Source organism: Pantoea sp. Ae19-2 (genome assembly GCF_059801205.1).
In genome coordinates this window covers 3823857-3836497 of the sequence record NZ_JBCHWE010000001.1, presented here as the reverse complement: position 1 = coordinate 3836497, position 12641 = coordinate 3823857, and the positions used below count along the sequence as shown (strand labels likewise).

Annotated in this window: 10 protein-coding genes, 1 tRNA gene and 1 other RNA gene; 6 read left to right on the top strand and 6 right to left on the bottom strand. The window is 48.4% G+C overall.

All coding sequences use genetic code 11. The features are described 5' to 3' along the window. Positions 1-45: 45 nt before the first annotated feature. Both AAIE03_RS17595 and AAIE03_RS17590 read right to left on the bottom strand, forming a co-directional pair. Positions 46-1980: a PTS mannitol transporter subunit IICBA gene (locus tag AAIE03_RS17595; RefSeq protein WP_014607019.1), complete on the bottom strand. Its 1935-nt coding sequence runs from the start codon at positions 1978-1980 to the stop codon at positions 46-48. 436 nt (positions 1981-2416) lie between these two features. Then, on the bottom strand, positions 2417-3133 hold the full coding sequence (locus tag AAIE03_RS17590; protein WP_019106243.1) for a DUF3053 domain-containing protein: 717 nt from the start codon (positions 3131-3133) through the stop codon (positions 2417-2419). A gap of 1017 nt (positions 3134-4150) precedes the next feature. Here AAIE03_RS17590 and AAIE03_RS17585 point away from each other — a divergent pair. Further along, entirely contained in the window at positions 4151-4444 is a 294-nt protein-coding gene (locus AAIE03_RS17585) for an HTH-type transcriptional regulator (RefSeq protein WP_014607017.1), read from the top strand. Between the two features lie 114 nt (positions 4445-4558). On the opposite strand, the gene tnaB is transcribed toward AAIE03_RS17585, so the two are convergent. From tnaB to AAIE03_RS17565, 4 genes are all read right to left on the bottom strand, one after another. Beyond that, positions 4559-5806 (bottom strand): low affinity tryptophan permease TnaB, encoded by a 1248-nt coding sequence (gene tnaB, locus AAIE03_RS17580; protein WP_014594984.1) that lies wholly within the window; start codon positions 5804-5806, stop codon positions 4559-4561. Positions 5807-5918: 112 nt separating this feature from the next. Next, positions 5919-7337, bottom strand: coding sequence for a tryptophanase (tnaA, locus tag AAIE03_RS17575; RefSeq protein ID WP_022623757.1), 1419 nt, complete (start codon positions 7335-7337; stop codon positions 5919-5921). 267 nt (positions 7338-7604) lie between these two features. Continuing rightward, positions 7605-7682, bottom strand: coding sequence for a tryptophanase leader peptide (gene tnaC / locus AAIE03_RS17570; RefSeq protein ID WP_104933743.1), 78 nt, complete (start codon positions 7680-7682; stop codon positions 7605-7607). A gap of 490 nt (positions 7683-8172) precedes the next feature. Beyond that, positions 8173-8766: an HD domain-containing protein gene (locus AAIE03_RS17565; RefSeq protein WP_110286906.1), complete on the bottom strand. Its 594-nt coding sequence runs from the start codon at positions 8764-8766 to the stop codon at positions 8173-8175. A gap of 59 nt (positions 8767-8825) precedes the next feature. Here AAIE03_RS17565 and AAIE03_RS17560 point away from each other — a divergent pair, with 59 nt between their 5' ends. The 5 genes from AAIE03_RS17560 to AAIE03_RS17540 all read left to right on the top strand — a co-directional run bounded on the left by AAIE03_RS17560 (position 8826) and on the right by AAIE03_RS17540 (position 12128). Further along, positions 8826-9290 (top strand): MarR family winged helix-turn-helix transcriptional regulator, encoded by a 465-nt coding sequence (locus AAIE03_RS17560; protein WP_013024025.1) that lies wholly within the window; start codon positions 8826-8828, stop codon positions 9288-9290. Between the two features lie 93 nt (positions 9291-9383). After that, entirely contained in the window at positions 9384-9812 is a 429-nt protein-coding gene (locus AAIE03_RS17555) for an organic hydroperoxide resistance protein (RefSeq protein ID WP_013024026.1), read from the top strand. 260 nt (positions 9813-10072) lie between these two features. Further along, the gene (gene eptB, locus AAIE03_RS17550) at positions 10073-11764 is read left to right on the top strand and encodes a kdo(2)-lipid A phosphoethanolamine 7''-transferase (RefSeq protein ID WP_013024027.1); all 1692 of its coding nucleotides are present in this window, start codon (positions 10073-10075) and stop codon (positions 11762-11764) included. A 124-nt stretch (positions 11765-11888) separates the two neighbouring features. Beyond that, positions 11889-11965 (top strand) — tRNA-Pro (locus tag AAIE03_RS17545). Positions 11966-11998: 33 nt separating this feature from the next. Continuing rightward, positions 11999-12128: non-coding RNA, RtT sRNA (locus AAIE03_RS17540), on the top strand. Positions 12129-12641: the final 513 nt, after the last annotated feature.

The window sequence follows — 12641 nt, the reverse complement described above, 5'->3', positions numbered from 1 at the left end:
AAAAATGGGACGGGCACAACCGCCCCAGGGAAATGTCGGACCCGATTATGCTACAGCGGGTTTGCCTGATAACAGATCCAGAACATCCTGTACGCTTTCTGTACGTGCCAGTTGTTCAATGACCTGCTCATCATCGAGCGCGTTCGTCAGGCTGGTAATCACCTGAATGTGCTCGTTATTGCGGGCAGCTATACCAATCACCAAACGTGCCACTTCATCAGGTTCCTCGCCAAACTGAACGCCGGCAGGGTACTGGCAGAAAACCACACCCGTTTTCAGTACACGGTCTTTCGCTTCAACGGTACCGTGCGGCACAGCAATCGACTCGCCAAGATAGGTTGGCGTCAGCTTTTCGCGCGCCAGCATGGCATCAATGTATTCGGGTTCTACGTAGCCGCCTTTGACTAACTGCTCACCGGCAAAGCGAATCGCCTGCTCTTTATTGCTGGCACTCAGCCCCAGGAAAACGTTGCTCTGGCCGAGTTTAAACAGGTTGGCATGGCTGTCATCGTAGCTGTCACCCAGCGTCTTCTGTACGGCTTCGCGGTTAGCTTCACTGCGATTAGCCGCCACCAGGCGCTCGGTCAGCGTGCTATAAAGTGCACTGTCCAGGAAGTTATTTAAGGAAATGTGCTGGGCATGAGGCGCCTGACGGATGGCTCGTTCAGTAAGATCTCGATGGGTAATCACCAGATCAACGTCACCCGGTAAGGCATTAATCGCGCTGTTGGTGACCGACACGTTACTCAGACCTGCATCATGGACCTTCTTACGCAGGACACCAGCGCCCATGGCGCTTGAGCCCATACCTGCATCGCAGGCCACAATGATTTTACGCACATGATCCAAATCTACGCTCATCGCGTCGCTCGCAACCGGCGCACCTGTCAGACTCTGACCCTTCGACTGCGCTTTCATATCACGCATACGCTGCGTCGCCGCTTCAATATCGTCATCTTCTTTCACTTTGCTGGTCTTCAACAAAATGGCAGAAATCACAAACGACACCGCAAATGCAGCAAAGATGGCGGCGATATTGGCAAAGTAAGCTCCTTTTGGCGTCATGGCCAATACGGCCAGGATAGAACCTGGTGAAGCAGGCGATACCAGACCACCGTGCAGTACGGTCAGCGTAAAGACACCGGTCATTCCGCCAAGGATGACGGCCAGCAGCAGGCGTGGTGCCATCAGCACGTAAGGGAAGTAGATCTCGTGAATGCCGCCCAGGAAGTGGATGATCGCCGCGCCCCCAGCAGACTGTTTAGCACTGCCGCGACCAAAAAACATATAGGCCATCAGCACGCCCATCCCCGGACCCGGGTTGGCTTCGATCAGGAAGAAAATTGATTTCCCTGCTTCACTTGCCTGCTGAATACCCAGAGGTGAGAAAATCCCGTGGTTAATCGCGTTGTTCAGGAACAGGATTTTTGCAGGTTCAACGAAGATTGACGTCAATGGCAGCAGGTTGTTCTGCACCATCAGGTTAACGCCCGTGGCAAGAATGTGTGAAAGACCTTCAACCAGCGGACCAATCGCCATAAAAGCCAGCATGGCCAACAGCATACCGATAATACCGGCAGAGAAGTTGTTCACCAGCATCTCAAAGCCGCTTTTAATTTTACCGTCAACCATACGGTCAAAGGATTTGATCGCCCAGCCGCCAAGTGGGCCCGCAATCATTGAGCCGAGGAACATCGGCATATCAGCACCGACAATTACCCCCATCGTAGTGATTGCGCCAACCACCCCACCGCGATCGCCACCGACCAGGCGTCCACCGGTATAACCGATCAGGAGTGGCAGCAGGTAAGTGATCATTGGGGCGACCAGTTTCGCCAGCGTTTCGTTAGGGATCCATCCTGTTGGAATAAACAGCGCGGTGATAATACCCCAGGCGATAAATGCGCCAATGTTAGGCATCACCATATTACTCAAAAAGCGACCAAAGCTTTGTACTTTGACCTTTACTGATGAGGACATAAGCCCACCCCTTGTTGAGACGCGCTGCAACAGGAGCGCGCGTTTGTTTTTGTTTAGCCACTACGGCGATGAGCCGTCAGTATTACTGTATGCAGGCGGACTTTATCACGCGAATAGTGGACTGCGTAGTGCACGAGGCTTAGTGTGATTTAGGTCACATTTATGTCGGGGGGATGGGGGGTTATTAAGTGACTTTTATCACAGAAATGAGCCATTGCGGCGAGAAGACGACGGATTTTTAGCCATCGAAATCGATTTATAGTGATTGCGATCACATTTATGGCATTGAGCTTTGTTTGATAAATGAGACTAAGATCACAATTTAATTTAATGAAAAACGGGCCGGATCACATTTTGATCAGGCCCGTTTGAATGCGGAATCATGATTTCACGTGGCTCAGGTTAGGCGGTGAATGACCCGTCCCCTGCACGCCGATTATTGCAAATTACCCTGTACTGCATTTTTAGCCTGGCTCAGCGCTTGCACATTAGCTGATAAGCTCGTCATTAAGTCATTATATTGCGTCGCCTGTTCCTGAGTTGGGAACTGAACGCCACCGTTATTGAAACTGACGCGTGTTCCCTGAGCCTGCAAAAACTCACCTGTCTTTACAGCATCCTGGCTAAGTGCCTGCAGTTTGGGTAGCAATGGGATCAACTGGCCAGCAGGCTGCGTCACCACTTTGTCATACGCGGTATCGAAGACTTTTTTCAGGTCGTCGTTTTGCTTAAGCGCGCTTTTACTTTTATCTGCCTGCATTTTTGCGGTTTCCAGTTGCTGGGTAGCCACCGTCAACGCGCTGTTGGCCTGGGCCAGTGAGTCGTGGCGGCTCAGATAGTCCTGCGGCACATGAATAGCAGAAAGTTCATCCACCACCGGACGCATCCCCTGATCCACAGCTTTGTTCGCCTGCTGCGAGAAGCCATAAAGAATGGCGTAATCACCGGTGAAAGGGCCAAAACTTTGTTTCTGATTTTCACTCAGGCTGGGTAGATGTTCACCGCTACGCATAACGGTATTTTGCAGAAAATCGATAAACGCTTTGCGCTGTTCGCCCTCTTTATCACCACATGCGGTAAGTTGCAGCACAAGAAGCACGCCAGTCAGCAAAATGCCGCTGCGTGCCAGGATACGGGAAATGCCTGAAGCCATGGGTTCAACTCCTGTCGGTAAAACTGGCTGATGTCCGGATAAGCAGTGGCCTAAAGAATAGAACAAAGGATAACGGCCACACAATGCGAAAGCGCGATGTAAGGCCATAACCTGTAAGAAAGTTTGCCCTAAGCGTGTTTAAGATGATGTTACAGGCTTATGGTGTCAGAAAAGAAGGCCAGCGCATCCGCGACTCGGGCTTTTTTGCACCGATAACGAGCCCGCGCGAAGGGAAGCTAACGGATCCGTAAGTATAGGTCATAAATAATTAATTCCATCTTATGTTTCTAGCGACACAGATGTTCCATCTGAATCGTTAACGTTAAACGTCCATTAACGAGTTGCCCTGAAATTGTTCGTCTGCATTAAAGTGGTGCAAACGCCTGCATGAACGCAATCACTGGCACGAATCGCACAAATTATCGTGTTCACTATAATTAAAACGTCATGTTGTCCTTCGATGATAAAGCTGACTCCCTTTTTAGCGCTTCCGGCGCCACCTACGTCAGGCCTGGCAAGCGTTTTCTTGTTTTGGCAGCAAGAAAGGCGTGATGGCTGACAGCACTCTCCAGCCAGTATGTGTTCAAAAAATGAAAGTCTGGCGCATATTTTGCAATCAACTCACAGAGCCGGTGCGGTTATCCTGGCCAGTTCATCACCTGATTGCCGGCCATAAAGAAAACGCGACCAGCGCTGTTGACAGACGCTGTGGTAACAAAACCAATCGCTTCAAAAGGTTAAGTTGCTTAACCATTTTTCAGAATTGTAAAGTTAAAAAAAATGTCTAATTTGCGCTGCAAATTGTCAGGTATCTATCCATACTTAGTCTCCCGGCATTTGTGGCATTGTGTTGACATGTTTAACAGCAATGCAGGTCAGGCTGTGTCCCATAAGGGTTTTCTTACAATAAAAACAAACTCTTAAGGGATGCAGCTTGCTTAATCCGGTTTCTGAGCCTGATTTCAGGTTCTTGTACCTTCTTTCACGTGATTCATAGTGAGTTTTAAGGAGTTCTCTATGGAGTTAAAAGACCCAATGTTTGAATTGCTCAGCAGCCTTGAGCAGATTGTTTTGACACGTGATAACAGCCCTGTAGCGCTGCAAACTCAGCGTCAGCCAGCCGTGCCAGAGCCACAGCGTTTACGCGAAATGGCAGGAATGCAGGTAGATGAGTTTGCCAGGATTATGGGCGTTAGCGTTTCTTCGGTTAAAAGCTGGGAAGCCCAGCGTACGCGTCCTTCCGCAACTGCACAAAAATTGATGAAATTACTTCACGCCAATCCTTACCTTGGGCGTCAGTTACTCGATTAAGTCACTAAGTCGTATCCCGGCTTTTGTTGGCGCCGGTCACGTGAGTGACCGGCCGTTCAATACCTCTCCCTGTTGACAGGCTTCGTTAAACCCGTTTCCAGTCCGTCCTGTCTGTCAGCTAAACTTTGGCAAGATGTTAAGCACATTGCCAAACCAGCAGATGATGACGATAACACCAAATAAAATGACCACAGCCGGAATAACCTTTCCGCCCCAGACAGTGAATGTTTTATCGGGAAAGCGTTTTCTCGATTTTAATGCCAGCAGGGCAGGGACGATAACTGCCCAGATTGTTGCGCACAATCCTGCGCCACCGATACCGTAAATAAAACCATTCGGGAAGAGCAAATATAAGATGCCGGGAGGTAGAAAGGTTAACAGCACCGTTTTAAATCTTCCAAAGTGGGAATTATCGATTTTAAACAGATCCGCCAGATAGTCGAACAACCCCAACGTGACCCCAAAGAAAGAGCTGGCCACGGCGAGATTAGAAAAAACCAGTAAGAAAAATTCAATGACGCCGCCAGGATGCGTTCCCATAAAAGACTTCACCAGCGCGTCAACATTTCCGCCCGAAGAAATGATTTCTTTGAATTTTTCACGTGGGATATTCCCCATGGTGCAATACAGCCAAAAAAGATAGATAAACAGCGCCAGCAGTGAACCAAGAACAATGCTTTTAACCAGCTTATCTTTTCGTTTTCCATAACAAATGATCAGGCTGGGGATATTACCGTGAAAGCCAAAAGAGGCAAGGCAAACCGGAACGGCCATAAATATATAGGGAAAATAACGATTGCTTTCACTGATACCGCTAACATCGCTAAGGATTGAAAAATCAACTTTGAAAAATAAAGAGCCAAAAACAATGACGAAGGCTAAGATTTTAATACCCAAAAAGAGCGAGGTGATTCTGCTGGCTGCCAGAGAGCTAATCCATAACACGCTGGCAACGAAAACCGCTGTACCGATGCCGATAACACGTGAAGGTATCGTCATGCTGGAATGCATGGACAGGGTTTCGCTAATAATCGCGCCGTTAGCGGAGATATAAGCGTAAGTCAGTATATACAACACAAAAGCAACGGTAATACCGCTTATTACATTCCATCTTTTGCCCAGCAGATCTTTGGTCAATGTATTGAAGCTTGAGCCTGTTGGATAGTTCAGGTTAGCTTCCAGTAACAGCAGACCGGAATGAAGCATGGAAAACCAGGCGATGATCAAAATGAAAGCGCCCCAGAAGAACCACGCGCCCGCAAGATCGACAGGGAGTGCAAACATCCCACCACCGATTACGGTTCCAGCGATAACCATCACGCCCCAAAAGGCGGAGTGTTTCTGATCTGTATTTTCTTCCATGGTGTCCTCTCAACAATATTCTTCGCTTTTATCGTTGTTATAATTTTTATGCCTGACAGGCAGGGTAATGGAGCAGCCGTGGCCAAAACAGCTGCTCACTGTACAGGTATGACTATGAAATCTCTTTAAGTTTTGCGGTGAAATGGCGCAAAACCTTAGGCTCATAGGTAAAGGCTAATCCTTTTATGTTGCTCGCATTCTCTTTCACATGCTCAAAAGCTTCGATAATGAAGTCCATATGCGTTTGTGTGTAGGTGGCTCTGGGAACGGTTAACCGCAACAGTTCGGCCGGACAGGGCAGTTGTTCTCCTGATTTAGGATCGCGGCCCAGCAAAAACGAGCCGATCTCGACTGCCCGGATACCGGCCACTTTATATAACTCGCAGGCGAGTGCCTGAGCCGGGAACTGATGCGCCGGAATGTGCGGCAATAATTTTCCGGCATCGACAAAGGCAGCATGGCCACCGGCTTGCTGGCAGGTCACACCAATCGATTCAAGGCCATCAACCAGGTATTGAATTTGACTGATACGATAAGCCAGCCAGTCTTGATTCATGCCGTCATAAAGGCCTACCGCCAGGCGTTCCATTGCGCCGCCTTCTAACCCACCATAGGTGGGGAATCCTTCCTGAACAACGCAAAGTGTTCTGCAGTCGGTGTACACATCAAAGAAGCTGTCATCTTTGAAAGACAACAAGCCACCCATGGGGACCATCGCATCTTTTTTTGCCGACATGGCCAGCATGTCAGCATATTTATAGCTTTCCCGGGTAATCGCTTCGATTGTCCAGTTTTTGTACGCTTTTTCCCGCTGCTGAATAAAGTACGCGTTTTCAGCAAAGCGGGCTGAATCCATGACCACCGGAATGTCATATTTTTTTGCAATCTGGTACATGGCTTTTAAGTTTGCCAGCGACACGGGCTGCCCGCCGGCGGAATTGCAGGTAATAGTGGCAACAATATAGGGCACATTCTCCGCGCCGACATCCTGGATGCCTTTCTCCAGGCGCTCAAGATCAAAGTCGCCCTTGAAGTCGTGGCGAACCGCCGTATCGAAAGCCTCTTTGATATAAACATTCCGCACGGTACAGCCATTTATCTGGCTGTGGCCCTGTGTAGTATCAAAAAAGTAGTTCGAGAAGGCCACCATTTTTGTTCTGTCCAGACCTTTTTCTTGCTCCCGTTTTTTTATTAATACCGGAATATAAATTTGTTCTGCGCCACGGCCCTGATGTGTTGGAATAGTATAGGCATAACCAAAAATAGCTTTTACCGCTTCCGCTAACGCGTAATAACTGCGGCTGCCACTGTAAGATTCATCGCCTCGCATCATAGCAGCCTGCATATTTTGCGTAACGGCGCCGGTTCCGCTATCGGTGAGAAGATCAATAAAAACGTCTTCGCTATCCAGCAAGAATGGATTCATTCCGGCTTTTATCATCGCTGCATTACGATGCTCTCGTGTAGTGCGTTTGACGGGTTCAATAACACGAATACGGAATGGCTCAGGTAAGTGTCTAAAGTTATTCATCATCATGTCCTTTTATTCAGACGTGCCGATGCCGTAGGTTTTTTTAATGAATGAATTAAAAACCCGGGCAAATGTTTTTATCCTGTTTCAGCCGATAAGAAACGTGACTGCATTGTATGTTGCATCGCGTTTTCAATAGCCAGTTTTGGGCAAGTAAACGGATCGCACCCATAATGCAGGGTTTTTAAAGTCTGAATGAGTGAAAATGCGCCCGATAAATTACGACCCTGTCAGTCGAAAGAGATGGGCGATTGTAAAAAGAAGACGTTAAGGCAGGTGATTGACAATAACATTATCAATATTAAACCATTTGGATATTACACTGCTGCTGTTTAAGATGATCATAATATTTCAACTCTCATTAAACATAGTGCCACCCTATTATATTAATTATTTATGTCTAGCATTACGTTTAGTTATCGTGACTGATATCACATGAAACCTTCTTTCTGTCTTAATAGTTATTTATTTTTTATTTTAAAAATACATTTTTTTGACAGTTTCCCTGCTTGCTAATTACTTTAAAAAACCCGATTTTTTCTACACATTCATATGCCCTCTCTGATCGCTGTAAAAGAGAAAGCCGTGCTGATCGTAATCGATTGGGGATCCCCAGGTCGGGCTTATCGTTTCCTGTAAGCCTGTAAGCCTGTAAGCCTGTAAGCCTGTAAGCCTGTAAGCCTGTAAACCTGTAAACCTGTAAACCTGTAAACCTGTAAACCTGTAAACCTGTAAACCTGTAAACCTGTAAACCTGTAAACCATATAATCGGTTCCTGATGACTGGCTTACCCTGTGCAGTTTACTTCAAAGGCGACCACATGCAGCGGCGGGTTTTAGCTCAACCCACCGTATTTCGCGGCTTGCTTCACAAACCACTTTTCGGGCACGTTATAGGGAGCCTCAGCCAGTTGCGCAATGCCATTTTCAATATTGGCAGAAGCCTGACGCCAGAGTTCTGTGTTGCCCTGTCTGAGTAATTGAATTTGCACCCTTTTTTCAATCAGATAAACACGGGCGAAATGGGGATCGAAACGAACAATTGAACGTGTATTGTCAATAATGTCAGCCAGCTTTATCGTTTGTGCCTCTGGGCTGGCCTGAGCCGTATGGCGAAAATCGGCCACTTTACGTGCCGCACGGTTCTTTGCACTCTGTGGTGCCGTGTTGGTCAGCATCTCAACCAGCTTCGCGACCTCGTCACCAAAATGCGTCTGGATATCATTGAGGGTGGTCGCCGTATCTTCCACGGTATCATGCAGCCAGGAGGCGGCCAGCATCACAGGATTATCGGTAATGCTTCTGACCAGTTCCACAACGGCAGCGGGATGCACGATGTAGGGCTCATCGGTATATTTGCGTCGTTGACCCGTTTCGGCATGGGCTTGTGTGGCATAGCGACGCGCCCGTTCTTCCAGAGAATCCTGCATGCACTACCTCATTTCATAAATTGCTTGCAATTAACTAGCGCGCTACTTATATTGCGTCTATGAACAGTAATCAAAATGACAAAAAAGTGAAAGCTGCGCCACTGTTGCTCGATCAGCAACTTTGTTTTGCACTTTATTCCGCCAACCTGGCGATGCATAAAGTATACCGTAAGTTGCTCACACAGATGGATATTACCTATCCGCAATATCTGGTGATGCTGGTACTGTGGCAACAGGATTCACTGACCGTATCAGAAATTGGTGAACGCCTCTTTCTGGATTCTGCAACGCTGACGCCGCTGCTGAAACGGCTGGAAAATGCGGGCTTACTTAATCGCCAGCGTTCCCGTCAGGATGAACGTCAGGTCGTCGTGAGTTTAACGGATGCAGGGCGTTCGCTGCGCCAGCAGGCTGAAAGCATTCCTGATGAGATTCAGTGTGCATCTGACTGCAGCGAAGATGAAATGAATTCGCTCAAACTGCAGTTGAACCAGTTACGTGACAAACTCATGGTGCCGCGCTAAATTTTTAATCTGGATGTAGAAACGAGTCAAACTTCGCAGCTCGGTGCTTATTGATAAGTCGCGAGCGATTAAATAGTGTAATGGAGAGCAGATATGTCTTTAGAACAAGTGGTTTATCGTGCAAAAGCTAAGGCTACCGGTGGTCGTGATGGTCGTGCAACTTCATCTGACGGCGTTCTGGATGTGAAACTGGGTGTACCGAAAGAGATGGGCGGTGCAGGTGGCGAAGTCACTAACCCGGAGCAGCTTTTTGCCGCGGGATATTCAGCTTGCTTCCTGGGCGCAATGAAGTTCGTTGCTGGCCGTGACAAAATTGCGATGCCAAAAGATGCATGGATTGAAGGCGAAGTGGGTATTGGCCCTATCCCCAATGGTTTCGGTATTGAAGCAACGCTGAATATTCACCTGCCTGAAATGGACGAAGCCGAAGCGCAGAAACTGGTTGATGCGGCTCATATCGTTTGTCCCTATTCAAATGCCACACGCAACAACATTGATGTCACGCTGAATATCATTCGCTAAACGCTTAAGGGCCTGAATACAGGCCCTTTTTTCTCTCTGCGCCTTTCTGAGTGACGTTTTTGAAACGTCCTGTCCGGGATTATTTTCTGGTCTAATTTGTTGCCGCATGGTTAACTGTGCCACTTCGCATTATGACGTCTAAAAACGTTCAGAATACTCTTCTTATTTATCCGGCCCGCTTAATTCGCGAACTCTGCCGAAATATGGCAGTCAGATTAACGTTTAGTTAAGCGCTTCGCTCCGGGGAAACACCATTTTTCATGAATTACATAAAATCATTAACACAGCAAAAGCTGTCGCTCTTGCTGGCTCTGTATCTCGGTATCTTTTTGAATTTACCAATCTTTTATCGCCGATTTGATGGCTTTCTAACCCGATCAACCGTGACAAACTGGCTGACCGCGTTTACCGAGGTCGTCGCTATCGTGGTGCTGACGTTTTTCCTGATGCGGTTGTTATCGCTAGGCGGAAAATGGTTCTATCGGATTCTGGCCACCCTGATTGTCCTGATCTCTGTTGCTGCTGGCTATTATATGGCCTTTTTCAATGTGGTCATTGGCTACGGAATTGTCGCCTCAGTCATGACGACAGATACCGATTTGTCAAAAGAGGTGGTGGGTTATCACTTTATCCTGTGGATGGTGCTGGTCAGCGCGCTGCCACTGTTCATGATTTGGCGCAACAACCTTAGTATGACGCTCAATGAGCAGTTACGTACGCCAGGACAGCGCCTGAAACCCACTTTGATTATGCTGGCCTGCGTTGCGCTCGTGTGGTTACCCATCCGTTACTTCGACAAGTTGCAAAAGGCGAATGAGGAAGTGACCAACGTCGATCTGCCAAGCTATGGCGGAATTGTCGCGCACTCATATCTCCCCTCTAACTGGCTGGCCGCGCTGGGGTTGTTTACCTGGACCAAGATTGACGAGACGCTGGAAAATCAGGAACTCCTGGATCCTGCCCAGAAATATACTTATGTTGCTCCTCCGGGGTTAGATGATACCTATGTGGTGTTTGTTATTGGCGAAACCACTCGCTGGGATCATATGGGCTTGCTGGGCTATGAGCGAAACACCACCCCTAAACTCTCTAAAGAGAAAAATCTGGTCGCATTTCGTGGCGAATCTTGTGATACCGCGACCAAGTTGTCTTTGCGTTGTATGTTTGTGCGCGAAGGCGGCACTATGGACAATCCCGGGCGAACACTGAAAGAGCAAAATGTGTTCGCAGTGATGAAAGAACTGGGCTTCACTTCTGAGCTGTTTGCGATGCAAAGTGAGGTTTGGTTCTACGATAACATCAACGCCAATAATTTCTCTTTCCGCGAGCAGATTGGTTCTGAGCCACGTAACCAGGGTAAATCAGTAGATGATATGCTGCTGGTGCCTGAGTTACAGGCCTCACTGCAGCGCTACCCGAAGGGTAAGCATCTGGTTGTCCTGCACACCAAGGGCTCACATTATCTCTACTCACAGCGCTATCCGCGCAGTTTTGCACGCTATCAGCCAGAATGCATGGGCGTGGATGAAACCTGTAGCAAAGCGCAACTGATCAACGCTTACGATAATTCCGTCCTTTATGTGGACAGCATGCTGGACAGCGTTCTGGATCAGCTGCGTGATAAAAAAGCGATCGTGTTTTATGCATCCGACCATGGCGAATCGATCAGCGACAATATGCATCTGCATGGTACGCCGCGTGAAATGGCACCGCCGGAGCAGTTCCGTGTTCCTATGATGGTCTGGGCGTCAGATAAATATCTGGCTGACCCGACAAACCGTGGAAACTTCGAACGCCTGCAGGCGCAACAGCGCGTCGGCAAAACCCATCGTCATGTCGAGCTGTTTGATACCATTATGGGCTGCCTGGGTTACACCTCGCCAAATGGCGGGATTAAGCAGGCTAATAACTGGTGTCAGGCACCTGCCGGGACAGCGTCAAAAGCGCTATAGCGGTAAGGCAATTTTTCGCGGCAAGGCATAAAACTCGCTGGCCGCCTGCTTTCCAGGCGATTGGGCGGGAAAGCGCAAAAAGCGGTTGACGCTTCCTGGGGGGAGCAGTAACATGCGCCCCCATCGGCGAGTAGCGCAGCTTGGTAGCGCAACTGGTTTGGGACCAGTGGGTCGGAGGTTCGAATCCTCTCTCGCCGACCATATTTAAGAAACCTGTCTGCAAAGACAGGTTTTTTTTCGCCTGAATAAAAGAGGATGAGAACCTCCGAAGGAGGGTTGCGCCGAGCGCAGCGAGACAACGTTGCGAACGCAACGGCACGAAGGGCGCGTCCCGCAGGGGCGCGTAATCCTCTCTCGCCGACCATATTTAAGAAACCTGTCTGCAAAGACAGGTTTTTTTTCGCCTGAATAAAAGAGGATGAGCACCGCCGAAGGCGGTTCGCGCCGGGCGTCAGCGAGACAACGTTGCGAACGCAACGGTCCAAGGAGAGCCGGGCCTGTCGCAATCGATTCAGGCACACAATTTGACCGGCGCAATTCGTATAAAAGGAGGCCGTTTCTCACAGGCATAAATAACACCTCTGCCAGACGCTATTGCCCCGCCTCGGTTATTAGAATATCTCATGTCACACTTTTTTCGGGACCGCCATAATTCCTCCTTGAAATCAATTTCTGCTCCAGACAGCCTGTTTTATTGTCTCATCGCTATGCAGGCCTTCTCATCAGAGGGTTACAGAGGGATAAAAGATAAGTTTTGGTTATGCCACAAAATGGCAAATTGGTCATTTTCAACCCAAAGTTAACAGCATTTTTCGCTGTGTGAACGTCATAACGCACAGTAAATCGTTCAGATATCCAACATTTGGCGCTAAATGAT